This window comes from Mycetocola sp., assembly GCF_025464835.1.
In the GTDB taxonomy this organism is placed as follows: Bacteria; Actinomycetota; Actinomycetes; order Actinomycetales; family Microbacteriaceae; genus Mycetocola_A.
This window is the reverse complement of sequence record NZ_JAODMP010000016.1, coordinates 1-23,136: the sequence shown is the minus strand read 5'-3', so window position 1 is coordinate 23,136 and position 23,136 is coordinate 1. Positions and strand designations below refer to the sequence as shown.

23 protein-coding genes are annotated in these 23,136 nt (G+C 66.7%); 6 read left to right on the top strand and 17 right to left on the bottom strand.

From position 1 onward, the window contains the following. Positions 1-18: 18 nt before the first annotated feature. The 3 genes from dapA to JWP90_RS02220 all read right to left on the bottom strand — a co-directional run bounded on the left by dapA (position 19) and on the right by JWP90_RS02220 (position 2,383). Entirely contained in the window at positions 19-996 is a 978-nt protein-coding gene (gene dapA / locus JWP90_RS02230; RefSeq protein WP_297359145.1) for a 4-hydroxy-tetrahydrodipicolinate synthase, read from the bottom strand. 62 nt (positions 997-1,058) lie between these two features. Beyond that, on the bottom strand, positions 1,059-1,577 hold the full coding sequence (locus tag JWP90_RS02225; RefSeq protein WP_297359143.1) for a dihydrofolate reductase: 519 nt from the start codon (positions 1,575-1,577) through the stop codon (positions 1,059-1,061). After that, positions 1,574-2,383, bottom strand: a complete 810-nt coding sequence (locus tag JWP90_RS02220; RefSeq protein WP_297359141.1) for a thymidylate synthase — start codon at positions 2,381-2,383, stop codon at positions 1,574-1,576. Before JWP90_RS02220 ends, JWP90_RS02225 begins: the two co-directional genes overlap by 4 nt. Positions 2,384-2,564: 181 nt before the next feature. Here JWP90_RS02220 and JWP90_RS02215 point away from each other — a divergent pair, with 181 nt between their 5' ends. Both JWP90_RS02215 and JWP90_RS02210 read left to right on the top strand, forming a co-directional pair. Next, positions 2,565-2,993: an OsmC family peroxiredoxin gene (locus JWP90_RS02215; protein WP_297359139.1), complete on the top strand. Its 429-nt coding sequence runs from the start codon at positions 2,565-2,567 to the stop codon at positions 2,991-2,993. A gap of 28 nt (positions 2,994-3,021) precedes the next feature. After that, positions 3,022-3,918, top strand: coding sequence for a TIGR01777 family oxidoreductase (locus JWP90_RS02210; protein WP_297359137.1), 897 nt, complete (start codon positions 3,022-3,024; stop codon positions 3,916-3,918). A gap of 86 nt (positions 3,919-4,004) precedes the next feature. Here JWP90_RS02210 and JWP90_RS02205 read toward each other — a convergent pair whose 3' ends face one another. Both JWP90_RS02205 and dapB read right to left on the bottom strand, forming a co-directional pair. Next, complete coding sequence (locus JWP90_RS02205) at positions 4,005-4,445, bottom strand: tetratricopeptide repeat protein (protein WP_297359135.1); 441 nt, start codon at positions 4,443-4,445, stop codon at positions 4,005-4,007. After that, positions 4,442-5,182: a 4-hydroxy-tetrahydrodipicolinate reductase gene (gene dapB / locus JWP90_RS02200; RefSeq protein WP_297359133.1), complete on the bottom strand. Its 741-nt coding sequence runs from the start codon at positions 5,180-5,182 to the stop codon at positions 4,442-4,444. Before dapB ends, JWP90_RS02205 begins: the two co-directional genes overlap by 4 nt. Positions 5,183-5,240: 58 nt before the next feature. Between dapB and JWP90_RS02195 the strand changes: the two genes are divergently transcribed. Continuing rightward, complete coding sequence (locus JWP90_RS02195; protein ID WP_297359131.1) at positions 5,241-5,699, top strand: GNAT family N-acetyltransferase; 459 nt, start codon at positions 5,241-5,243, stop codon at positions 5,697-5,699. 30 nt (positions 5,700-5,729) lie between these two features. Here JWP90_RS02195 and JWP90_RS02190 read toward each other — a convergent pair whose 3' ends face one another. The 8 genes from JWP90_RS02190 to JWP90_RS02155 all read right to left on the bottom strand — a co-directional run bounded on the left by JWP90_RS02190 (position 5,730) and on the right by JWP90_RS02155 (position 15,154). Further along, a complete protein-coding gene (locus JWP90_RS02190) occupies positions 5,730-6,332 on the bottom strand; it encodes a histidine phosphatase family protein (protein WP_297359129.1) in 603 nt (200 codons plus the stop codon). Positions 6,333-6,337: 5 nt separating this feature from the next. Next, entirely contained in the window at positions 6,338-7,726 is a 1,389-nt protein-coding gene (locus JWP90_RS02185; RefSeq protein WP_297359127.1) for a pitrilysin family protein, read from the bottom strand. A gap of 62 nt (positions 7,727-7,788) precedes the next feature. Continuing rightward, a complete protein-coding gene (locus tag JWP90_RS02180) occupies positions 7,789-8,736 on the bottom strand; it encodes an aldo/keto reductase (RefSeq protein ID WP_297359125.1) in 948 nt (315 codons plus the stop codon). 263 nt (positions 8,737-8,999) lie between these two features. After that, positions 9,000-9,821 (bottom strand): CoA ester lyase, encoded by an 822-nt coding sequence (locus JWP90_RS02175; RefSeq protein ID WP_297359123.1) that lies wholly within the window; start codon positions 9,819-9,821, stop codon positions 9,000-9,002. Next, positions 9,818-10,303, bottom strand: coding sequence for a MaoC family dehydratase (locus JWP90_RS02170; RefSeq protein WP_297359121.1), 486 nt, complete (start codon positions 10,301-10,303; stop codon positions 9,818-9,820). Before JWP90_RS02170 ends, JWP90_RS02175 begins: the two co-directional genes overlap by 4 nt. 24 nt (positions 10,304-10,327) lie before the next feature. Further along, positions 10,328-11,494 (bottom strand): acyl-CoA dehydrogenase family protein, encoded by a 1,167-nt coding sequence (locus JWP90_RS02165; RefSeq protein ID WP_297359119.1) that lies wholly within the window; start codon positions 11,492-11,494, stop codon positions 10,328-10,330. Beyond that, positions 11,491-13,542 carry a biotin carboxylase N-terminal domain-containing protein gene (locus JWP90_RS02160; RefSeq protein WP_297359117.1) on the bottom strand — a complete coding sequence of 684 codons (2,052 nt, stop codon included), beginning with the start codon at positions 13,540-13,542 and terminating at the stop codon, positions 11,491-11,493. The genes JWP90_RS02165 and JWP90_RS02160 overlap by 4 nt, the downstream gene beginning before the upstream one ends. A gap of 4 nt (positions 13,543-13,546) precedes the next feature. Continuing rightward, positions 13,547-15,154, bottom strand: coding sequence for a carboxyl transferase domain-containing protein (locus JWP90_RS02155; protein ID WP_297359115.1), 1,608 nt, complete (start codon positions 15,152-15,154; stop codon positions 13,547-13,549). A gap of 249 nt (positions 15,155-15,403) precedes the next feature. Here JWP90_RS02155 and JWP90_RS02150 point away from each other — a divergent pair, with 249 nt between their 5' ends. Together JWP90_RS02150 and JWP90_RS02145 are read left to right on the top strand one after the other, a co-directional pair. Beyond that, complete coding sequence (locus tag JWP90_RS02150; protein ID WP_297359113.1) at positions 15,404-16,030, top strand: TetR/AcrR family transcriptional regulator; 627 nt, start codon at positions 15,404-15,406, stop codon at positions 16,028-16,030. Positions 16,031-16,298: 268 nt separating this feature from the next. Then, positions 16,299-16,598: an Hsp20/alpha crystallin family protein gene (locus JWP90_RS02145; RefSeq protein WP_297359111.1), complete on the top strand. Its 300-nt coding sequence runs from the start codon at positions 16,299-16,301 to the stop codon at positions 16,596-16,598. Positions 16,599-16,629: 31 nt separating this feature from the next. Here JWP90_RS02145 and JWP90_RS02140 read toward each other — a convergent pair whose 3' ends face one another. From JWP90_RS02140 to pdhA, 3 genes are read right to left on the bottom strand one after another with little or no spacing between them, the layout of a single operon-like run. Beyond that, positions 16,630-18,072: a dihydrolipoamide acetyltransferase family protein gene (locus JWP90_RS02140; RefSeq protein ID WP_297359109.1), complete on the bottom strand. Its 1,443-nt coding sequence runs from the start codon at positions 18,070-18,072 to the stop codon at positions 16,630-16,632. After that, entirely contained in the window at positions 18,069-19,082 is a 1,014-nt protein-coding gene (locus tag JWP90_RS02135; RefSeq protein ID WP_297359107.1) for an alpha-ketoacid dehydrogenase subunit beta, read from the bottom strand. The genes JWP90_RS02140 and JWP90_RS02135 overlap by 4 nt, the downstream gene beginning before the upstream one ends. After that, the gene (pdhA, locus tag JWP90_RS02130) at positions 19,079-20,173 is read right to left on the bottom strand and encodes a pyruvate dehydrogenase (acetyl-transferring) E1 component subunit alpha (protein WP_297359230.1); all 1,095 of its coding nucleotides are present in this window, start codon (positions 20,171-20,173) and stop codon (positions 19,079-19,081) included. The genes JWP90_RS02135 and pdhA overlap by 4 nt, the downstream gene beginning before the upstream one ends. A gap of 243 nt (positions 20,174-20,416) precedes the next feature. On the opposite strand from pdhA, the gene JWP90_RS02125 reads away from it, so the two are divergent. Then, on the top strand, positions 20,417-20,887 hold the full coding sequence (locus tag JWP90_RS02125) for an Lrp/AsnC family transcriptional regulator (protein WP_297359105.1): 471 nt from the start codon (positions 20,417-20,419) through the stop codon (positions 20,885-20,887). 258 nt (positions 20,888-21,145) lie between these two features. On the opposite strand, the gene JWP90_RS02120 is transcribed toward JWP90_RS02125, so the two are convergent. Continuing rightward, on the bottom strand, positions 21,146-23,136 hold a 1,991-nt coding region (locus JWP90_RS02120), incomplete at its 5' end, for a polyribonucleotide nucleotidyltransferase (protein ID WP_297359103.1).

Here is a 23,136-nt window from a genome sequence, read left to right as displayed (position 1 = left end):
CCTCCTTGGATGTGTGCGTCAGCGAGTGGTGCCGTGCACCTTGGGCAGTGCACCGCCGGCCGCCGCGTTGCGGTCTGGACGGAAGTTGGAGAAGTCCACTCCCGGGATGTTCCTGACGAGGTCGATCTCGTCTTCGATCTGTGCTGCTTCCCATTCCTCAGGTCCGACGAGAGGGAGGCGGACGCGCGGGCTGCCGATACGGCCGAGCCCGTGCAGGATGTATTTCGCCGCAACGGTGCCTGGCACGTGGGTCATCACGGCGCGGACGAGCGGCTCGAGCTGCTTGTGCGCGGCGGTCGCTGCGGCCAGGTCGCCGGCGTTGACGGCGTCGACGATCTGCCGGTACGGGGTAGCGGCGATGTTCGCGGTGACACCGATCAGGCCGGCCGCGCCGATGGCGAGGTGCGGCAGTGCGTTGGCGTCGTCACCGGAGAAGTAGAGCAGGTCGGTCTGGTTGAGGACCCGGCTCACCTCGGAGAAGTCACCCTTGGCGTCCTTCACCGCGAGGATGTTCGGGTGCTTGGCGGCGCGCAGGATGGTTTCGTACGTGATCTCAACGCCGGTGCGGCCGGGGATGTCGTAGAGGATGACCGGGAGGTCCGTGGCATCCGCGATCATGCGGAAGTGCGTCAGGATGCCAGCCTGGGTCGGCTTGTTGTAATACGGCGTGACGATCATGACTCCGTCGGCGCCGGCCTTCTCGCTCTGACGGTAGAGGTCGATCGCATGGGCGGTCTCGTTCGATCCGCCGCCGGTGATGATCTTGGCCCTGCCAGCGGAGACGGACTTACCGATTTCAACGAGGCGGAGTTTCTCCGGGTCGGTGAGGGTGGAGGTCTCCCCCGTCGTTCCGGTGACGACGATGCCGTCTGCACCTGCATTGATGACGTCGTCGATGTGCTTCTCGACGCCGGGCCAGTCGACTTCGCCGTCTGACGTGAAAGGGGTGACGAGAGCTACGAGGACCTGACCGAAAGGATTTGCGACGTTAGACACAGGTATCAGGGTACCGGTTGCCAGGCGTGTCCCGTCCCACCCAGGGGACCGCCGACGGCGGTTCAGACCGATTCGTAACGCAGAAAGCGGTACTCGATCCCGGTGGCCGAGACGCGCCAGCCCTTTTCGGGGTCTGAGGCGACGAGTCGCCAGCGTTCCGTGATGGCGGGCGCGACGGCATCCCCCTCGATGTCGGCACGGATGGTGGTGACTTCGAGCCGGTGTGCGACGTCGATGACAGCGGAGAACACCTCAGCTCCCCCGATCACCCAGACGAACTCGTCAGGCCCGACGTCTTCCGCCGCGAGCTGGAGCGCAGCCGCGAGGGAGTTCCGGACCTCGGCGCCCGGTGCCTGCCAGTCCGGCTGGCGGGTGGCGACGATGTTGCGGCGCCCGGGAAGCGGACGGAAACGCTCCGGGAGGGATTCCCAGGTCTTGCGTCCCATCACCACGGGGCTGCCGAGCGTCACAGCTTTGAAGTGCGCGAGGTCTTCGGGCAGGTGCCAGGGCAGGACACCATGGTCGCCGATGGTTCCGTTGGCGGCCTCGGCCCAGACCAGACCGACGCGTGGGAGCGTCATACCGCCACCGGCGCTTTGATGGCCGGGTGGTGTTCGTATCCCTCGACGGCGAGGTCCTCGAACGTGTAGTCGAAGATGCTTCCCGGGCGGGCGGAGATTCGCAGCTTCGGCGCCGGGAACGGCTCCCGCGTCAGCTGCTCCGTGACCTGGTCGATGTGATTGTCGTAGATGTGGCAGTCGCCGCCCGTCCACACGAAGTCGCCGACCTCGAGTCCGGTCTGCTCGGCGACGAGGTGGGTGAGCAGTGCGTAACTGGCGATGTTGAACGGAACGCCGAGGAACAGGTCTGCGCTGCGCTGGTAGAGCTGGCAGGACAGTTTGCCGTCTGCCACATAGAACTGGAACAGTGCGTGGCAGGGAGCGAGTGCCATGTCGGGGATGTCAGCCGGATTCCAAGCGGACACGATCAGGCGGCGCGAGTCGGGGGTTGCACGGATGGCGTCGATCACCTCGGCGATCTGGTCGATGGTGTCGCCGCCCGGCGTTGGCCATGAGCGCCACTGGACCCCGTAGACGGGACCGAGCTCTCCGTCTGCGTCCGCCCATTCATCCCAGATGCTGACCCCGTGCTCCCGCAACCAGCCCACGTTGCTGTCGCCGCGGAGGAACCAGAGCAGTTCGTACGCGATGGACTTGAAGTGCACCCGCTTCGTGGTGATGAGCGGGAATCCCTCAGACAGGTCGAACCGCAGCTGCCTGCCGAACACGCTCGTCGTACCGGTGCCCGTTCGGTCGGTTTTGCGCGTGCCGTTCTCGAGCGTGTCGCGCAGGAGGTCCTCGTACGGGGTGGGAGTCGTCAGAGCCATGGCTCCAAGGGTACCGGGAAGGATGATCGTGCGACCCGACATTCTGCGGGCGGATGCCGCGGCATCCGTTCGCGACGCGGCATCCGCTGGGGATACGCCGCTAGCTGGTGATCTCGCGGGGGCTTTTCGTTAGGCTCGGGACTGCGGCGACCCTGCCGCCCAGAATTCCTTGGAGGATGACATGGCTGCGACCAGCGAAGCAACAAGCGTGTGGAACGGAACACTTTTCGAGGGGTCTGGCACCGTGTCGCTCGACTCGTCGACGGCGGCGACGAAGCTCCCGGTGAACTGGCAGGCACGTGCCGAAGGTTCCGAGAGCGTGACCACCCCGGAGGAACTGCTCGGCGCCGCCCACGCCGCCTGCTTCAACATGCAGTTCGCGAACATGCTCGCCCAGGCAGGAAGCCCGGCTGAGAGCATTCAGACCACGGCGGCCGTCACGTTCGCGCCCGGCTCCGGTATCACCGGCAGCCACCTCCTCGTCAGTGCAAGCGTTCCAGGCATCAGCGAAGAGGACTTCGAACGCATCGCCAACGAGGCCAAAGCGACCTGCCCGGTTTCGCAGGCTCTCACCGGCACGAAGATCACGATCGAGGCGAGCCTGGGCTAGGCCGACAGCGACTCAGGAACGGATACGCGTGAAACGCGTCGTCCTGGCCGGGGCGTCCGGCCTGATCGGGACGGCTCTGGCGGACGCCCTGCGCGCGAGGGGCGACGAGGTCGTCCGGCTTGTGCGTCGCGACCCTCGCCCAGGCGACGTGCTCTGGCAGCCGGCTTCACGGCGGCTCGACGCCGGTGTCCTTGATGGTGCGTCTGCCGTCGTGAACCTGTCAGGCGCGTCGATCGGCCGGCTGCCGTGGACGCGGAAGTACAAACGGGAGATCCTCTCCTCGCGAATCGACGCGACAAGCACCCTGGTGACCGCCCTTTCTGCCGCCAGGCAGACCCCCGAGGTGTTCCTCAGTGCCTCCGCGGCGGGCTACTACGGGACACGTCCGGGAGAAAGTCTCACGGAGGAGAGCCCGCGTGGCGCCGGGTTTCTCAGCGACGTGGCCGGTGAATGGGAACGAACGGCGATGCGTGCGGATGCTGTGACCCGGGTGGCGATCGCTCGAAGCGGCATCGTGGTCGCCACCGATGGTGTGCTGAAACCGTTGCTGCTGCTGACCAGGGCGGGAGTCGCCGGCCCGCTCGCCGGCGGGCGCCAGTCGTGGCCGTGGGTGAGCCTCGCCGATGAGGTCGGCGGGCTACTGCACATTCTCGACGGGACGCTCTCCGGGCCGGTCAACGTGACCGGCCCGACCGCTGCGACCGCGAACGACCTCATGCGCCACCTGGCTGCGCGGATGCACCGGCCGTTCTTCCTGCCAGTGCCCGGCTTCGCTGTGAAGGCCGTTCTTGGAGACGCGGCGCGTGACCTGCTGCTCGTTGACCAGCATCCGCAACCGAAGCGCCTTCTCGACGACGGTTACGTCTTCCGGCACACAACGGTGGAACAGGCCGTGGATGCGGCGCTGAGGCGTAGCGCAGGCTGAGGCGCCCGCGCCCGTTCACCGGTCCTGAGATGCTCCTCCGGTCGTGACTGAACAGCGCTTCGGGACCCCTCAGCGTGCGGAGGCGGTCAGGACCGGCCGCTGAACCGGATAGCTTCGCGGACGGCGTGCCGCGCACGTCGACGATCGCCCGCGCCGTCATAGACGAGGCCGAGTCGATACCAGGCCCGCCAGTCCTCTGGCGCGGCCTCCACGGCCGCGCGGTATTCGGGGAAGATCGCGTCGACGGCATCCCTCTCCGGCCGACCGCTTGGTCGTACAGGCAGCGCATCGGCAGGAAGCGCGTCCTCGGCTTCGAGGAGGCGTCCGAGTCGTTCCGCCCGCACCCCGAACAGCAGCTCCCGGCCGAGTGCCCACGCCCCGATGATCGGGAGGATGAGCAGCGCGACCCCGATCGCGATGGCGATCGGCTCGCCTGTGGCGAAGAACTTGAACGCCCGATCCCCGACGAGCACGAGGTACAGCACGAGGAGTGCGGCCATCACGACCACACCGATCCGAGTGGTCATGCGCGGCCGATCCCCAGATCCATGAGGTTCTCAAGCCCGACGGTGAGGCCGGTGGCGGTGCGCGTGGCCTCGAGCGCGAGAAGGATTCCCTGCTCGTACGATCGAGCGTCGAGAGTGTTGTGCGTGATCGACAGGGTCTCCCCCGTGCCACCGAACGTGACTTCCTGGCGGGCGACGACGCCGGCGAGCCGCAGGCTGTGGATCGGGATGCTCGACACCTGCTGTCCGCGGGCGCGCTGGTCTGTGTGGGGCGCCTCGACCGGCCCGAGCCCTGCCCTCGCTTCACCGATCAGCTCAGCGGTCCGCACCGCCGTTCCGCTTGGCGAGTCGATCTTCGATGCCCGGTGCGCCTCCACGATCTCGATCGAGTCGAAGAACCGGCCGGCGATCGTGGCGAGGGTCGTGCCGAGCACCGACCCGAGCGAGAAGTTGGGGATGATGACGACGCCGCTGTCGGTGTCGGCGATCTGCGTGCGCAACGTGGCGACCCGGTCACGGGACCAGCCGGATGTGCCGACGAGGACGTTCGCCCCCGCACGGAGAGCATGCGCGACGACCTTCGGAGACACGGCGGGGGCTGTGACGTCGACGACGATCTCGGCACCGTCCATCTCGCTGAGGGAACTCGATGAACCGAGCCGGGCCGACACGTCGAAACCGGGTGTCTCCTCGATGATCCGCGTGAACAATCGCCCCATCGTGCCGTTCGCACCCACCACTGCCACGCTCGTAACCATGTTCCCAATCTACAGGCCGTTGCCCGCTGGCTCGCCTCGGCCGGATTAAGCTGATCGGGTGCCCGACTTCACGCCAACGCCCGTCACAGACGCCACCGCCCACAACCTGCTGTCGGAGTATTTCCACAGCCGGGAGCTGACTTTCGTCGGCGGGACCTATGCGGTGACCTTCCCAGCGCCGGAGCAATTCGAACCGCCCGCCGGCGTCTTCGTCGTCGTCCGCGATGGGGACGGTGCCGTCGGTTGCGGTGGCATCCGCCGCCTTGCGCCCAGTCGGTATGAGGTGAAGCACCTGTTCCTGCGCGAGGAGACCCGCGGCAGGGGCTGGGGGAAGCTGCTCCTGGCGGACCTCGAACGCCGCGCCGCCGACTTCGGCGCCACAGAGGTGGTGCTCGACACCAACGCGACCCTCACCGCTGCAGGCGGGCTCTACCAGTCGATGGGCTACGAAAGCATCGAACCGTACAACGACAACCCGAACGCCACCAACTGGTACCGCAAGTCGCTCGTGAGCTGAGACCGCCAGCGGGAAACGGATCCAGCAGGCTCAGACCAGGGGCGCGTCCGGCAACCCGGTGCGCAACTCCATCGGGAGATGCGCCAGGTCGTTGTGGGTGAGCAGCGTCCATGGCCTGCCTGGCTTGCGCTGGATCACGCTGAGTCCGCAATGGGCCTGGTCCAGCGTCATCCAGCGCCAATCCGGCGCACCGAGCACTTCACGGATGAACCACGCGATGACGAAGTTGTGCGTGATGAGCAGGTCGTGCCGATCGCCCTTGCGCGGTGCCAGGAACTCGGCGACGGCATCCGCCATCTGCGCGGTCCCTGCCTCGATCTCTGCCTCGGTGACCGACCCGAAGAAGGGCAGGTAGGCGGACGGCATCTCGGCCATCGGGCCCGTCGGGATACAGTCCATCAAGAGCGCGCTCGGGTCGGAGGCGATCGACGGCATCCGTTCACCGACGATACGCGCCGTCTCTGACGCCCGTTGCAGCGGTGAGTGGTGAGCCGCCGTCAACGGCAGACCACCGATGCGTTCGGCGAGCAGGTGCGCCTGCCTGCGACCTCGAGCAGACAGCGGGCCGTCGCCGAGCCCGTGCTGGGCGTCCTGCTGTTCACCATGACGAACGAGATAAATGTACTGGGACACGAGTGCTACTCCTGGTTATCCGTCCCGAACCCGGCGAATACGTCTTCATTGACGGCTCCGACTACGGCGAGGGAAAGGGGTCGGGAGACGAGGTCGACGGCAAGCGCCTGCACCTCGTCGGCGGTGACGAGGGCGAGCCTTCGCAGGCTCTCGTCAAGGTCGAGGAATTCACCGAGGGTGATTTCGGCGCGGCCGAGTCTGGACATCCGTGTGTCCGAGTCCTCGAGTGCGAGTGCCGATGCGCCAGAGAGCTGGCCGTTCGCCCGGGTCAGTTCTTCCGGAGTGACACCGTCTGTCGCAAGGCGGCGCAGTTCGTCGAGCATGAGGTCGGCGACCCCGCGTGCTTTCGCCGGGGAGCAGGCGCCGTACAGCCCGAACACTCCGGCGTCCGAATACGACGCAGCGAACGAGTAGACCGAGTAGGCGAGACCGCGCTTTTCGCGGATCTCCTGGAAGAGCCGTGAGGACATCCCGCCGCCGAGGATGGAGTTGAGAACACCCATGGTCAGCCTGCGCTCGTCGGATGCGGCGAGCCCCGGGAACCCGACAAGAACGTGAACCTGCTCGATCGGGCGGGTTTCGACGAGAAGCGCTGACCCTCGCGTCACCGGCGCCTCGGCCTGGCCACGGCGCTCCACCGGCCGGGCTGTCGCGGAGAGGTCCCAGCCCGCAGCGGTCAGGGCGGTCGTCACATCGGCGACGAGGGCGTCGTGGTCGACCGCCCCGGCCGCGGTGATCACGAGGTCCTGCGGGCGGTAGTTCTTGCGGTAGTGGGCGTGCACGGCGTCCCGCGACACCTGGCGGATGGCATCAGGCGTTCCGCCGATCGGCCGGCCGAGGACGTGATCTCCGAGGACCGCTTCGAACAGTTTCTGGCTCGCCACGTCGGCCGGGTCGTCTTCAGCCATCGCGAGCTCTTCGAGGATCACGCCGCGTTCATTCTCGAACTCGACCGGGTCGAGCAGGCTGCTGGTGAGCATGTCGGCGATGACATCGACGGCCATCGCCAGGTCATGGTCGCGCACCCTGGCGTAGTAGCAGGTGTGCTCCTTCGCGGTGAGCGCGTTGTGTTCGCCGCCGACGGAGTCGAAAGCGATCGCGATGTCGAGGGCCGAGCGGGAGGGTGTGCCCTTGAACAACAGATGCTCAAGGAAGTGGGTGGAGCCGTAGCCGGATTCACGCGCCGGGCGTGTCGGTGTGGCGGTCGCTGCGCCGAGTTCGTCTCGTGACCCCACGGCGACCCAGTAGCCGAGAGTGGCACTGCGGCTGCCAGGCACGTGCTCGCTGAGGATCCGAACGCCGCTCGGCAGCACGCTGCGGCGGACGAGGGCGTCTCCGGATGCGACAAAGGAAAGCTCGGCAACATCGAGCGGGAGGTCAACGGCGCCGTTCATCACTTCCACCCTACGGCAGCAGACGCGTGATGTCGCACGCCCCTCCGAGGACCTGCGCCGGTTCAGACCCGAGCGGCGCGTTCAAGTTCGAGCAACTGCCCGCGGGTGAGGCGGATAGCGGTCGACTGCACGAGGGCGTCGACCTGCTCAGCCCTGGATGCGCTGGCAACGGGAGCGACCACCCCAGGCTTCGCGAGCAGCCAGGCGAGCGCGATGGACGCCACCGGGGCGTTATGTTCGGCGGCCACGGTGTCGAGGGCGTGAAGAACACGCAGGCCGTTGCGATTGAAATGACGCGCGACTCGGGAGCCGCGGGCGGAACCGTCCAGGTCTGATCTGGACCGGTACTTGCCGGTCAGGAAACCGCTCTCGAGAGCGAAATACGGCATCACACCGAGCCTCTGACCACGGCTGACCAGCCCGAGGTCACCCTCGAACGGCTGGCGGTGCAGCAGGCTGTAGTGCGTTTCGAGGGCTTCGATCCTGGGGTAGCCCGCTGCGCTGAGAATGCGCGCTTCGACGAGTCGTTCCGCGGAGAAATTCGAGGCACCGAGGTAACGCACCTTGCCTGACTCGATCAACCACTGCGCCGTACCCAGGCTGTCCTCGAGAGGAACAGTCCGGTCGTCGAGGTGGAAGTAGAGCAGGTCGATGTGGTCGGTCTGCAGGCGTTCGAGGCTGGCCTCGACAGCGCGAACCATCGCGACAGGACCAAGGCCGGGGTTGTCCGGGTGGTTGCCGACCTTCGTGGCAACCACCATGTCGTCGCGATTGTGCCGGCGGGCCATCCACTGGCCGATGATGTGCTCGCTTCTCCCAGCGGAGTAACTGTCGGCGGTGTCGACGAAGTTGCCGCCGAAGTCGAAGTAGCGGTTGAGGATCGCGGCGCTGGCGTCGACCTGAGCGGTCCAGCCGAAAACACTTGTGCCAAGCGCGAGCGGGAACACACTCAGCCCGGTCTCCCCGAGCGGGCGTCGAATGGCCGCTCCGAGACCTGCTCCATCGCCCATCACCGGGATCGGAGACGAGGGGTGCAGCGACGAATCAGGCTGTGCCTCGCGGGGGTGGGACGACCCGGATTCCGACTGCTCGGATGGGAACAGGCGAGGAACCATCCTGGTCATCCGATTCACCCACTTCGCCCGTAATCTCGCGGGATGTGGGGGTCGTAGCGCCCCCGCACCTGTGGCCAGAATATGCCAGTCCACCGACACCGTTGACCCGCATCGGCGTCAGCACGGGAAATACTTCGTAACGATTTGGTATCAGCGTTTCACGGCCGGATGAAGCGGCTTCTGCGCAGCACGGATCGGGCATGTTCGAGCACCGGTTCATCGACCATTCTGCCCGCGAAACGGAACACCCCTTGCGCGGTTTCGGCGGCCGCGAGGACCGCCTCAGCGGCCGCGATATCGTGCTCGTTCGGGGCGTATCCTGACCGGATCGTCTCCACCTGACCTGGATGGATACACGCTGTCGCTGCGAACCCTGATGCTTGAGCGTCGCGTACCTCCGATGCGAGTCCGCTGAGATCGGCGATGTCGAGATACACCGAATCGATCGCGGCCCGGCCGTGTGCCCCAGCAGCGAGAAGCACACTCGACCGTGCGTGCACGGCGAGCGGACGGTACCGGCCGTCCTCATCACGGCTCGACGTGCCGCCGAGCGAAGCGACGAGGTCCTCCGCTCCCCACATCAGGGCGACGACCGCCGGATGCGCGGCGATCTCCGACGCTGCGAGCACGCCCCTGGCCGTCTCACAGAGCCCGACCACCCGGAAATGGTCGCCGAGCTGGTCGACCTGGGCGGCGGACTCCGCTTTGGCGAGCATCACCGTTCGATAGCCGGTCGACGCGAGGGCCGCGAGGTCGGCGGCGAAGTCGCCGGTCCCCGCGGGGTTGACGCGCACGATCGTCGTTACCGGGTCGAGCGGATGCTCCGCGAGGGCACGCCGGGCGGCCGCCTTGTCCGCAGGCAAGACGGCGTCCTCGAGGTCGAGGATCACGGCATCCGCTCGCGCGGCCGCCTTGTCGAATCGGTCAGGACGATCGGCGGGGCAGAAGAGCAGCGCAGGGCCCAGGTCGAACTCCGTCACGGCGCGGAGCCCTCGCACCAGACGAGCGTGTTCCGAACAGCGGTCACGACCGCGCGCCCGTGCTGGTTCCGCCCCGTGTGCTCGAGGGTGACGATGCCCTGGCCGGGCCGGGAGGCCGACAGGCGGCTGGCCAGAACCACGGTCTCTGAGTACAGGGTGTCCCCGTGGAACAGCGGTGCGGGGAACCGCACCGACTCGAAACCGAGGTTCGCGACGATGGTGCCCTGGGTCAGCTGTGCGACGGAAGCACCCACCACGGTGGACAGCGTGAACATCGAGTTCATCAGGCGCTGCCCGAACGGCTGCTCGGCGCTCCACGCGGCGTCGAGGTGGAGGGACTGCGTGTTCATCGTCATCGTGGTGAAGAGCACGTTGTCGGCTTCGGTGACCGTGCGGCCAGGACGGTGCAGGTATCGAACCGTCGGATCGAATTCCTCGAAGTACAGCCCGCGCTGCACGATCTCCCGTCGTTCCTCAGCCATCGCATCCCCTCTCTGTGGCACAGCCTAGGCCTCGAAGCCCAGCTCCCGGGCGATGATCATCAGCTGCACCTCACTGGTCCCCTCGCCGATCTCGAGGATCTTGGAGTCACGGTAGTGACGGGCGACCGTGTTCTCATTGAGGTAGCCATAGCCGCCCCAGATCTGGGTCGCATCCCTGGCGTTGTCCATGGCGGCCTCGCTGCCCACCAGCTTGGCGATCGACGCCTCCTTCTTGAACGGCTTGCCGGCAAGGAGCCGGGATGCCGCGTGGTAGTAGGCCATCCTGGCGGCAGTCGCCCGAGCCTGCATCCGCGCGATCTTGAACGCCACGTACTGGTGGGAGCCGATGTTCTTGCCGAAGACGTTACGGGTCGACGCGTAACGGACGGCCTCGTCGACGCAGCCCTGTGCGGCTCCCGTGCAGAGCGCGGCGAAGGCGATGCGTCCCTCGTCGAGGACCTCGAGGAAGTTGGCGTAACCCCTGCCCCGCTCCCCCAGCAGGTTCGCCTCCGGGACGCGGACGTTCTCGAGAGTGAGCGGGTGGGTGTCCGAGGTGTGCCAGCCGACCTTGTCGTAGGCCGGCTCGACGGTGAACCCGTCGATGGGCGTTGGAACCAGGATCGTCGACAGTTCCTTCTTGACGGTGCCGTCAGGACGGTCGCTTTCGCCGGTCACCGCGGTGATCGTGACGAGGCGGGTGATCGGGGTGCCGGAGTTGGTGATGAACTGCTTCGTGCCGTTGATGACCCACTCGCCGTTTTCGCGGTGTGCCCGGGTTCTCGTGGCTGAGGCGTCTGACCCCGCTTCCGCTTCGGTCAGACCGAATCCGGCGAGCGCCTCACCCTTCGCCAGCATCGGCAGGAACTCTGCGCGCTGGGCGTCTGTGCCGAAGCGGTACACCGGCATGGCGCCGAGGCCGACGCCGGCCTCGAGGGTGACGCCGATGGACTGGTCGACCCGGCCCAGTTCCTCGACGGCGAGGCAGAGGGCGAAGTAGTCCTGCCCCTGCCCGCCGTCCTCGACGGGGAAAGGCAGCCCGAACAGCCCCATTTCGCCCATCTGGGCGATGATCTCCATCGGCAGCCGTCGTTCGGTGTCGTAGGAGTATGCGGCCGGGGCGACGACGGTGGTGGCGAAGTCGCGAACCTCGTCGACGATCCTCTGGTGCGCTTCGCTCAGTTCGGTGTTCATTCGGTGTCTCCTTCAACAGTCGAGGGGTCTGGCTGGGCTGATGGGACGAGGGTGGCGACGAGCTGGTCGAGTTTGACGAGGTCGCCCGGGGCAACGTGCACGGTGACCTCGCCTGGGACGGATGCGACGAGTTTGTGTTCCATCTTCATGGCCTCGACGACGACGAGGGTGTCGCCGGCTTCGACCCTGTCCCCGGTGACCGCCTCGACGCTGATCACCGTCCCCGGCATCGGGGAGCGCACCTCCGGGCTGCTCGGGGAGCCGTTCCGGGAGATGAGCGCGAGGCGGGCGGCCAGCCGTTGCTCCCTGGACAGGATGGGTAGTTCGACGCTGAAACCGTCGTCGGCGACCCAGACCGAGCGTGCGTTGCGGGTGAGGCGGAGCATCCTGGTGCGTCCAGCCCAGGTCAAAGCGTGGTCGATCCCGTCGATCGGACGGAGGAGAGCCTGGGTCTCTTCGCCGTCGTCGATACGCACGGATGCTGCTCGCTCGCCGCTGAGGACGGACACCGTCCTCGTCTCATCGCCCAGGCTGAAGGCGTATGACGTCGGTCGGGGTTCGCCGAGGCGCCAGCCGCTCGGCCGGGACCACGGTGATCCGGTCGACGCCGCCTCCCGTTCGCTGTGGAGCAGGAGCGCTGCGGCGGCGAGGTGATCGTCCGTCGCGCGGTGGAACCGGAGTTCGGGCAGGCGCCGGTCGATCAGGGAGGTGTCGAGGTTCCCTGCCCGGACGTCGGCGTCGGCCAGGAGCAGTCGCAGGTACTCGACGTTGGTTCGCACGCCGAGGATGGTGGTGTCGGCGAGCGCACGATCCAGCTGCGCAAGGGCTGAGCTCCGGTCTGGCCCGTACGCGATGACCTTCGCCAGCATGGGGTCGTAGTCGCTGCCGATGACAAGTCCCTGCCGAAGGGAACTGTCGACCCGGATGCCGTCGCCGGTTGCTTCGCGCAGTTCGAGGACGGTACCGGTGGCAGGGAGGAACCCTCGCTCGGGGTCCTCGGCGTAGAGTCGCGCTTCGACAGCGTGCCCGGTGAGGGTGATGTCGGCCTGAGTCACCCGAAGCGGTTCGCGAGCGGCGATGCGGATCTGTTCGGCGACGAGGTCGAAACCGGTCACCTCTTCGGTCACCGGATGCTCCACCTGCAGCCGGGTGTTCATCTCCATGAAGAAGAATTCATCCGGTCGTTCCGCTGACACCAGGAATTCGACGGTGCCCGCACCGACGTAGCCGACGCTCTCTGCCACACGGCACGCCGCCTCACCGATCCGGGCACGGGTGCCCGCGTCGAGGAGCGGTGACGGTGCTTCCTCGATCACCTTCTGGTGGCGGCGCTGCAGCGAGCACTCGCGTTCCCCCAGGTGGATCACCGACCCGTGGCTGTCGGCGAGCAACTGCACTTCGATGTGGCGCGGTTGCGACACGAGCCGCTCCAGGAAGAGGGTGTCGTCGCCGAACGCTGCTGCGGCGACCCGGCGGGCGGTGATCAGCGCTGCCTCGAGATCTGCCGGGTGCGAGACGGCGTGCATTCCCTTGCCACCCCCGCCGGCGGACGGTTTGATCAGGAGCGGGTAGCCGACCCTCGCTGCCGCTTCGGCGAGTTCGGTGTTGCTGAGGCCAGGGCGGGAGTCGCCTGGGATGACCGGAACTCCGCTTGCCGCGACATGGTTCTTCGAGCGGATCTTGTCGCCCATCACCTCGAGGGCGTCGACGCCTGGACCGATGAAGACGATGCCGGCGTCGGCACACGCCCTCGCGAACGCGGCGTTCTCGGAGAGGAAGCCGTAGCCGGGGTGGATCGCGTCTGCACCACTCGCCATGGCAGCGCCGATCACGGCGGGGATGTCGAGGTAACTCTGCGCGGCGGGCGCAGGCCCGATGCGCACGGCGTCGTCGGCATCCGTCACGTGCTTCGCGTTCTGGTCGGCGTCGCTGTAGACGGCGACGGAGCGGATTCCGAGAGCGCGGAGGGTGCGGAGAATACGGCAGGCGATCTCGCCGCGGTTCGCGACGAGGACGGTGCCGAACGGCGGCCGGGAGGTGTCGGTCATCTGGTCACATCCTGAACAGGCCGAAGGCCGGCTCAGGGAGCGGGGCGTTCGCACACACGTCGAGGGCGAGGCCGAGCAGGGTTCGGGTGTCGGCCGGGTCGATGACCCCGTCGTCCCACAGCCGCGCGGTGGAATAGTACGGGCTGCCCTGGGATTCGAACTGGTCGCGGATCGGCGCTGTGAATGCCGCTTCGTCCTCGCCGGCCCATTCGGTCCCCGCGCGCTCGTACTGCTCGCGTTTGACGGTGGCGAGCACACCGGCTGCCTGCGCGCCTCCCATCACCGAGATGCGGCTCGCCGGCCACATCCAGAGAAAACGGGGCGAGTAGGCACGGCCGCACATCGAGTAGTTGCCTGCTCCGAATGAACCGCCGATCACGACGGTCAGTTTCGGGACCCGGGTGGTGGCGACGGCGGTGACCATCTTTGCGCCGTGCTTCGCGATGCCCCCTGCCTCGTAGTCCCGGCCGACCATGAAGCCTGAGATGTTCTGGAGGAAGATCAGCGGGATGCCGCGCTGGTCGCACAGTTCGATGAAATGGGCACCTTTCAGCGCCGATTCGGAGAAGAGGACACCGTTGTTGGCGACGATGCCGATGGAGTGGCCATGAAGCCTGGCGAAACCGGTGACCAGGGTGATTCCGTACTCCTTTTTGAACTCGTGGAACTCACTCGCGTCCACGAGCCGGGCGATCACCTCCCGGACGTCGTACGGCGCCTGCACGTCGACCGGCACCACCCCATACAATTCGTCGATCGGAGCGACCGGCTCCCGGCTCGGAACGATCGACCAATCCGCAGCGGATGCCGGCGGCAGCGTCGCGACGATGTCCCGCACGATGGAGAGCGCGTGGGCATCGTCCACGGCGAGGTGGTCGACGACTCCGGACACGCTCGCGTGCAGTTCCCCTCCGCCGAGTTCCTCTGCGGTCACGATCTCGCCGATCGCGGCTTTGACCAGAGGGGGGCCGCCGAGGAAGATGGTGCCCTGGTTGCGCACGATGACCGTCTCGTCGCTCATGGCGGGCACATAGGCACCGCCGGCGGTGCACGACCCCATCACCGCCGAGATCTGCGGGATCCTGCGCGCAGACAACTGTGCCTGGTTGTAGAAGATGCGGCCGAAATGATCACGGTCGGGGAAGACCTCGTCCTGCATCGGTAGGAAAGCCCCGCCCGAGTCGACGAGGTAGATGCACGGGAGCCGGTTCTCGAGGGCGATCTCCTGCGCTCTGAGATGCTTTTTCACGGTGAGCGGGAAGTACGTTCCACCCTTGACGGTCGCGTCGTTGGAGATGACGAGGACGTGGCGTCCGTGTACCAGCCCGATCCCGGCGATCACGCCGGCGCCGGGGCTGGCATCGCCGTAGAGCCCCGTTGCCGCGAGCGGCGCGATCTCGAGGAACGGGCTGCCCTCGTCGAGCAATTCGTCGATCCGCTCTCTCGGGAGCAGCTTGCCGCGGGCAGCGTGCCGCTCGCGGGACGCTGCCGAGCCGCCACTGGCGGCTACGGCCAGTCGCTCCCGCAGGTCGGCTACCAGGGCGCGTTGCCCGTCGGCGTTGAGCGCAAAGGTTTCGCTCGAGGCGGAAACCGACGAGATCAGTGTCTGCATTGACAGTCCTTTGTACCCTGGACACCGCCAGGACCACTCGGTTAGGCGGCACTAACTGATGTCGAGGTTAGTAGCAATTAACTGACATGTCCAGAGTGGTCGGGATCGTCGCGCGGGAGCGGTGGCTCACGGGCGCGAACTGCGTGGGGGTGCCCACGGGTCCGGTGCTGCACCTTCCCGAGCGAAGGCGTCCGCGAGGCGTTAGTATGGATTAACTCAACTCCCCGCTTCGCTTCCAATGGAGGGTGCATGGCCGAGAACACCCGGCTCGGGGTCCGCCCCGGTGACAGGGATGCTCCGTCGCTGCGAGTCGGACGCACCGAGGCGAAAGCGCAACGCCGTGAAGCACTCCTGGGCGCCGCCGCTCGCCACTTCGCAGAGCGCGGCTTCAACGGCGTCTCGATCGAGGACCTCGGCACAGCAGTCGGCATGAGCGGCCCAGCCGTCTACCGCCACTTCGAGAGCAAGCAGGCACTGCTCGCCGCCATCCTCATCGATGTCAGCCGCGAGCTGCTCCACGGCGGCACCGAGGTCGTCGAACGAGCGCCGGACGGGGAACTTGCACTCCGAGCGCTCGTCGAGTTCCACGTGCGCTTTGCGCTCAACAACCCGGACGTGATCCGGGTGCAGGATCGCGACCTGGACAGCCTGTCAGACGATGACCGCCACACCGTCCGGGCGTTGCAGCGTCGCTACGTCGAACTGTGGGTCGGTATCCTGCAGCGCATGCAGCCGACCACGAACGTCGCCGTGCTTCGGATCCGCGCCCACGCGACCTTCGGCCTGATGAACTCGACACCGTACAGCGGGCAGGAGCTCCCCCACGGCGAACTTCGGGATGTGCTCGAGCGGATGGCGTTCGCAGCGCTGAGGTAAGTCCGGGGCTGCTCCGCTGGCCGGCTACGGCTTGCCACCGCTCGGTGCTTCACGCACGGATCCCGCCCCATGGGCACCGACTGGTCGGGATTCCGGTGCGGTGCATACACTCTCTTGGAACCGGCAGCTCCCGGGCGATGAGTGGCAAGAGAAACCCCGATGGCGAGGAGCTTCGCACGTTCCAACCCCGCGCAGAACGGGACGCGCTCCAGCGACAGGTCTTCGGGGAGGACTTCCTCATGCGAAGCCGACATCGACGTGAACATCGGTGAGGGAGCGCTCGTCATCCAGGCGGAAAAGCGCGAGAAGGAAGCACATGGTCCGCGGAAGCAGCACGAGCTTCTACCGGCGCATCTTTCTCCCAGAGCGGGCAGACGGGTCACACATCGACGCACGGTTCGAGGACGGCGTGCTGAAGGTCGTCATTCCGTTCAGGGAACTGCCGTCACCGGAGAAGATCGCGATCAACAGCGGCCGGTCGACGACGCAGGCGAGCGCGTCGAGCGAACCGCCCGAAAGCCAACGCCAGCCACCGGGACAAGGCGCGAAGGGCGGAGAGCAGCCCTAGACCTCCGTCTGCGCTATGGGTGCCGGGAACGTCACAGGATCGTGAGGACCATCCCCGGATCGCTGAGGATCGTTCCGATGTCGACCAGGAATCGGGATCCCTGCTCACCGTCGATCAACCGGTGGTCGAACGACAGGCTCAACGTCATCACCTCACGCAGGGCGATGTCGCCGTTGTGCTCCCATGGCGTCCGCCGCACTGCTCCCATCGCGAGGATCGCCGCCTCTCCCGGGTTCAGGATCGGAGTGCCGGCGTCGACGCCGAAGACGCCGACGTTGGTGATGGTGATCGTTCCGCCGCTGAGGTCTATGGGGCTGGTGGCGCCCGCGCGGGCGGCCTCGACGAGGTCGACAAGGGCGTCGGCGAGTTCATCGAGGCTCAGAGTGTCGGCATCCTTGATGTTCGGCACGATCAGTCCGCGACCGGTGGCTGCGGCGATACCGAGGTTGATGTGGCCGTACTGGACGATCTCCTGGGCTGCTTCGTCCCACGACGAGTTCACCGACGGGGTGCGCTTCGCGGCGAGGATCACGGCTTTTGCCGCGAGGGTGAGGATGGTGATCCGTTTGCCAGCGAAGGCGGAGGAGGACGCGAGCGACCGCACGAGGTTCATGCCGGCCGTGACGTCGACGGTCAGGAACTCGGTCACGTGGGGTGCGGTGAACGCGGAATTCACCATGGCCTGTGCTGTTGCCTTCCGGACTCCGTGGATCGGCGTGCGGATGTCCTCCCGGCTTCCGCGAGCATCCGCGTCGGCCTGTGGCTCCGCGTGTGTTCCGTTGCCTGCACTTCTGAGCGATGCTGTCGATCCGGCGACGCGCTGGACGTCATCGCGGGTGATCAGTCCACCCTCGCCGGTGCCTCGCACGTGGGTCAGATCGATTCCTCGGTCGCGAGCCAGCTTGCGAACCGGAGGCGTCGATCGTGGCCTCTCCTCGGACGTCTGGCTGCTCGACGACCGGGCTTCGTCCCGCCGCGGAGCGGGAGGATCCGGTGTCTCGACGTCCGGCGGGCGCTGTCCATGCGCATCCGCCGTCCATGCCCGCGCCCTACGGGACGGGCGGCCGCCGCTCTCGACCTTCGGGCCGGAGCCGACGAGCACCCCCTGCCGTTCAGCGGGCGGAGGAGTGGCCGGCGAAAGCTCAGCGTCGAGTTCCGCTGGCATGCCGTCTGACGCCGCGGTGGCTGCGGCCTCAGACTCCTGCGTGCTCCGCGGGTTCTCGACGTCTCCGCCGTCCACGTCGAACTCGACGATCGGATCCCCGACCCGCACGGTCGCGCCTTCATCGGCGAACAACTGGGACACCACGCCGGCGAACGGCGACGGCAACTCGACGAGCGCCTTGGCCGTTTCGACCTCGGCGATGATCTGGTTGAGCTTCACCGTGTCACCGACGGACACCTTCCAGGCCACGATCTCGGACTCGGTCAAACCCTCGCCGAGGTCGGGCAGAGAGAACTGCCTGGCGCTCATGCTGTGGCCTTCCAGCCCGTGAGGGAGTTGCGGCGGCCCATCACACGGTCCACAGCGTCGAGCAGCCGATCGAGGTCTGGCAGGAATGCTTCCTCGAGCGCGGCCGGCGGGTACGGGGTGTCGAACCCGGTCACGCGGGCCGGTGCCGCCTCCAGCCAGTCGAAGCACCGTTCGGTGACGGCCGCGGCGACTTCGGCACCGATACCACCGGACTGGGCGGCTTCATGGGTGACCACGAGACGCCCGGTCTTGCGGACGGACTTCTCCACGGTGCTGAAATCGATCGGCGAGAGCGAGCGGAGGTCGATGACCTCGATGGAGATGCCGTCGTCTGCTGCCGCAACCGCGGCATCCATCGCGGTGGCAACCAGCGGACCGTAGGCAGCGAGCGTCACGTCGGTGCCCTCGCGAGCGACGCGCGCGCTTCCCATCGGCAGCGTCTCGGCGCCGAGGTCTTCAGACACCTCGCCTTTGAGCCAGTAGCGGCGTTTGGGTTCGAAGAACAGCACGGGATCATCGCACGCGATCGCCTGCCGGATCATGGTGTGGGCGTCCTGCGGGTTCGAGCAGGAGATCACCCGCAGCCCGGCGGTGTGGGCGAAGTATGCCTCAGGCGACTCCGAGTGGTGTTCGACCGCTCCGATCCCGCCGCCGAACGGCACCCGGATGGTGATCGGCACCTTCACCTTGCCGCGCGTCCGGTAGTGGAGTTTCGCCACTTGCGCGACGATCTGGTCGAAGCCCGGGTAGATGAATCCATCGAACTGGATCTCGCAGACCGGGCGATAACCCCGGAACGCGAGGCCGACGGCCGTGCCGATGATGCCGGCCTCGGCCAGTGGCGCGTCCATGACCCGGCGCGGGCCGAACTCTTGCTGCAGCGTGTCGGTGACACGGAACACGCCGCCGAGCTTTCCGATGTCTTCACCGAGGAGAACGACTTTGTCGTCCTCGGCCAGCGCACGCCGGAGTCCGGAGTTGATGGCGCCGCCAAGAGTCAGCTGGGTCATGATGCGTCCCCTTCGAAGGATGCGAGGTACGCGGCGTACTGGCTTCTCTGACGCTCGAGCCCCGGATGCGGGTGCTCGTACACGTCGTCGAACACCGTCATCGGGTCGAGTTCCTTGTCGAGCGCGATGCACGCTGCGCGCATGTCCCGAGCGACGGCGTCCGCCTTGTCTTCCACCCGCTTCGCCACCTCGTCCATCGGAACGCCCCGGCTTTCAAGCAGTCGGCTGACCCGGGAGATCGGGTCCTTGCGGCTCCACTCCTCGAGGTCGCCCGCTGGGCGGTACCGCTTCGGGTCGTCCGAGGTCGTGTGCGGTCCCATCCGGTAGGTGACAGCTTCGATGAAGGTGGGGCCTCCGCCGCTGCGCGCCCGGTCGAGGGCGATCCGGGTAGCGGCCGTGACGGCGAGGACATCGTTGCCGTCGACGCGGATGCTCGGGATGCCGAACCCGGGCGCACGATCCGAGATGTGGCGTTGGGCCTGGAGCCGAACCGGCTCGGAGATGGCCCACTGATTGTTCTGGCAGAAGAAGATCACCGGCGCCTGGAAACTCGATGCGAACACCATCGCTTCGTTGACGTCACCCTGACTGGTCGCTCCGTCACCGAAGTAGGCGATGGCGACCGAGTCGACGCCGTCGTAGGCGCAGCCGAGCGCGTAACCGGTGGCGTGGAGGGTCTGGGCGCCGATGATGACGGCGGGAGTCGCCATACCGAAGGCGTACGGGTCCCAGCCGGAGGAGGCGATGCCGCGCCAGACCGTGAGCATGTCGCCGAGGCCGACGCCGCGCGTGTAGGCGACGCCGTTCTCGCGGTAGCTGGAAAACACGAAGTCGTCGGAGCGGAGAGCGCGGCCTGACCCGATCTGTGCGGCTTCCTGCCCGAGGAGCGGCACCCACAGCGCGAGTTCTCCCTGGCGTTGAAGGGCGGTTGCTTCCGCGTCGATGCGACGGATGACGACCATGTCCTGGTAGAGCTCGATGAGCTCGTCGTCTGTGACATCGGCGACCCACGGATCGAAACCGGGGCTTTCAGCTCTGCTGCCGTCGGGGCGGATCAGCTGGACGATGTCTTCGAGCTGGCCCGGGTTCAGATCCTGGTCGGAGCCATCGGCCGGCGTCTCGGTCCGGGTGTCTTCATGGGTTGTGGACACAATCACACGCAACTCTCTCTCGTGCTCTGCTCGCGCCTGGATCGCAGCCGCTCACAGCATCCGGCGCCGTTGCCAGAAGTCATACAGACGGTACGCCCGATACCCATTGCGCACAACCATCCCCACCGGAAGTGCACATTCTGCTCTATCCGGCGGGAATAGCTCCTGCTAAGGTCGGGCAGTATGCACAAGCTGGATCGTACCGACACGCGCCTCCTCATCGCGCTGACCGAAGACCCGCGGTCGACCATCGTCGCGCTCGCCGAGAAACTGGGGCTGTCCCGCAACACCGTGCAGGCCCGGATGAGCGCTCTCGACACCTCAAGCGTGCTGCATCCGTTCGATCGCCGGATCAACCCGGTCGCCCTCGGCTACCCGTTGACCGCATTCATCTCGGTTCACCTTGAGCAGCACAAGCTCGGTGCGATCGTCAACGAATTGAGCAGGATTCCGGAGATCGTCCAGGCTCATGGGCTCAGCGGAACGAGTGATCTTCTGGTCCGGGTCGTCTGCACAGACGCCGACGATCTTTTCCGGATCACAGGCCTGATCCTCGAATGCGATGGCGTCGAACGTGCAGAGACGTCGCTCGCGATGGGAGAGCTGATCCCGTTCCGGGCTCGCCCCCTGCTTGAGCGCAGCCAGGACGCCTGAGCGCTTCACCGTGTGCGGGTGGGCGCTGAATGCTTCCGTGTACGCGTGGGCGCTGATCCAGCGCCACAGCCGAGTTGCCGCACCTCGTCGCCCCTCGGCGACAAATGGTGGCAACTCACGTCACACAGCGGCAAAGAGTGACTGCCGCACCACTGCGAGAGCCCCTGCAGCAGCTCTACCAGCACGGCGCGTTAACGACGGATGCCCCGCCTCGATTTCTCGAGACGGGGCATCCGTTGTTCGCAGAGAGGCTGCTGCTTAGCCTTCGGCCGGAGCGTCGGCGTGGACGCGGATCTCAGGGACAGTCTCGCCACCCTCGGCGGGAGCGTCGGGGTGCACGCGCTCGGCACCGGCGGTCTCAGCGACGACCGGCTCGAGGGAGAGCTTGCCGCGGTCGTCGATCTTCGTGATCTGAACGAGGATCTTCTGGCCGACGCCGAGCACGTCTTCGACGTTTTCGACACGCTTGCCACCGGCGAGCTTGCGCACCTCGGAGATGTGCAGCAGGCCGTCCTTGCCCGGGAGCAGCGAGACGAAGGCGCCGAACGTGGCGATCTTCACGACAGTTCCGAGGAACTGCTCGCCGACCTCAGGGTTGGTCGGGTTGGCGATGGCGTTGACCTGGGCGCGAGCGGCCTCAGCCGACGGTCCGTCGACGGCGCCGATGTACACGGTGCCGTCTTCCTCGATCGAGATGTCCGCGCCGGTCTCGTCCTGAATGGCGTTGATCGTCTTGCCCTTGGGGCCGATCAGCTCGCCGATCTTGTCGACGGGGATGTTGACGCTGATCACGCGGGGCGCGGTCGGTGCCATTTCATCCGGAGCGTCGATCGCGGCGTTGAGGACGGAGAGGATCGTTGCACGAGCATCCTTCGCCTGGGTCAGCGCGGCCTTCAGCACCGAGGCAGGGATGCCGTCGAGCTTCGTATCGAGCTGGATCGCCGTGACGAACTCGCTCGTTCCGGCGACCTTGAAGTCCATGTCGCCGAGCGCGTCTTCGGCACCGAGGATGTCGGTGAGAGCCGCGTAGCGGGTCTGGCCGTCGACCTCGTCCGAGACGAGTCCCATGGCGATACCGGCAACCGGGGCGCGCAGCGGCACACCGGCGTTGAGCAGCGACAGGGTGGAAGCGCAGACGGAACCCATCGACGTCGAACCGTTGGAGCTGAGAGCCTCAGACACCTGGCGGATGGCGTACGGGAACTCCTCGCGGCTCGGCAGCACAGGAACGAGAGCGCGCTCGGCGAGGAAGCCGTGTCCGATCTCGCGACGCTTCGGCGAACCGACGCGGCCGGTTTCACCGGTGGAGTACGGCGGGAAGTTGTAGTGGTGCAGGTAGCGCTTCTTCGTGATCGGGCTCAGCGAGTCGATCTGCTGCTCCATCTTGAGCATGTTCAGCGTGGTGACACCCAGGATCTGGGTCTCTCCGCGCTGGAAGATCGCCGAACCGTGAACGCGAGGAATGACCTGAACCTCGGCATCGAGCGGACGGATGTCTGCAAGGCCGCGGCCGTCCATCCGGACGCCCTCGGTGAGGATGCGGGTGCGGACGACGTCCTTGGTGACGGACTTGTACGCAGCTGACACCTGGTTGTTGGAGTCAGCTGACAGCTCGCCTGCTTCGACCTTGGCCGAGATCGCAGCCTTGACGCGGTCCTTCAGCTCGTCGTCGGCGTCCTGGCGCGCAACCTTGTCGGCGATCTGGTAGATCGAGGCGAGCTCTTCGCGGGCAAGAGCCGAGACAGCGGCGAAGGTCTCGTCGTTGTATGGCAGGAAGACCGGGTATTCGCGAACTTCCTTGGCCGACTGGGCGGCGAGCTCGGACTGAGCCTTGACCAGCTGGAGCAGGAACGGCTTCGCAGCGTCGAGGCCTTCGGCGACGACGTCCTCGTTCGGCTTGATGGCGCCGCCCTGGATCAGGTTCCAGGCGCCTTCGGTTGCTTCTGCTTCGACCATCATGATGGCGATGTCTTCGTTGCCGTTCTCGTCGGTGACGAGGCGGCCGGCGACCGTGAGGTCGAAGACAGCGTCAGCCAGCTGCGAAGCCTTCGGGAAGGCCACCCACTGGCCGTTGATGAGCGCGAGGCGGATGCCGGCGATCGGACCGGAGAACGGAAGTCCCGAGATCTGAGTCGACATGGATGCCGCGTTGATGGCCAGCGCGTCGTAGAACTCGTCCGGAGCGATGCTCAGAACGGTGATGACGATCTGGACTTCGTTGCGCAGGCCGGTGACGAAGGACGGGCGCA

Coding starts and splice junctions, on each gene's coding strand:
- JWP90_RS02135 (WP_297359107.1), bottom strand. CDS start 19,082: ATGACCCAGCTGACTCTTGGCGGCGCCATCAACTCCGGACTCCGGCGT.
- JWP90_RS02155 (WP_297359115.1), bottom strand. CDS start 15,154: ATGCAGACACTGATCTCGTCGGTTTCCGCCTCGAGCGAAACCTTTGCG.
- JWP90_RS02220 (WP_297359141.1), bottom strand. CDS start 2,383: ATGGCTCTGACGACTCCCACCCCGTACGAGGACCTCCTGCGCGACACG.
- JWP90_RS02170 (WP_297359121.1), bottom strand. CDS start 10,303: ATGGCTGAGGAACGACGGGAGATCGTGCAGCGCGGGCTGTACTTCGAG.
- JWP90_RS02215 (WP_297359139.1), top strand. CDS start 2,565: ATGGCTGCGACCAGCGAAGCAACAAGCGTGTGGAACGGAACACTTTTC.
- JWP90_RS02185 (WP_297359127.1), bottom strand. CDS start 7,726: ATGAACGGCGCCGTTGACCTCCCGCTCGATGTTGCCGAGCTTTCCTTT.
- JWP90_RS02225 (WP_297359143.1), bottom strand. CDS start 1,577: ATGACGCTCCCACGCGTCGGTCTGGTCTGGGCCGAGGCCGCCAACGGA.
- JWP90_RS02140 (WP_297359109.1), bottom strand. CDS start 18,072: ATGAGCGCCAGGCAGTTCTCTCTGCCCGACCTCGGCGAGGGTTTGACC.
- JWP90_RS02180 (WP_297359125.1), bottom strand. CDS start 8,736: ATGGGCGATGGAGCAGGTCTCGGAGCGGCCATTCGACGCCCGCTCGGG.
- JWP90_RS02165 (WP_297359119.1), bottom strand. CDS start 11,494: ATGAACACCGAACTGAGCGAAGCGCACCAGAGGATCGTCGACGAGGTT.
- JWP90_RS02125 (WP_297359105.1), top strand. CDS start 20,417: ATGCACAAGCTGGATCGTACCGACACGCGCCTCCTCATCGCGCTGACC.
- JWP90_RS02150 (WP_297359113.1), top strand. CDS start 15,404: ATGGCCGAGAACACCCGGCTCGGGGTCCGCCCCGGTGACAGGGATGCT.
- JWP90_RS02160 (WP_297359117.1), bottom strand. CDS start 13,542: ATGACCGACACCTCCCGGCCGCCGTTCGGCACCGTCCTCGTCGCGAAC.
- JWP90_RS02205 (WP_297359135.1), bottom strand. CDS start 4,445: ATGACCACTCGGATCGGTGTGGTCGTGATGGCCGCACTCCTCGTGCTG.
- dapB (WP_297359133.1), bottom strand. CDS start 5,182: ATGGTTACGAGCGTGGCAGTGGTGGGTGCGAACGGCACGATGGGGCGA.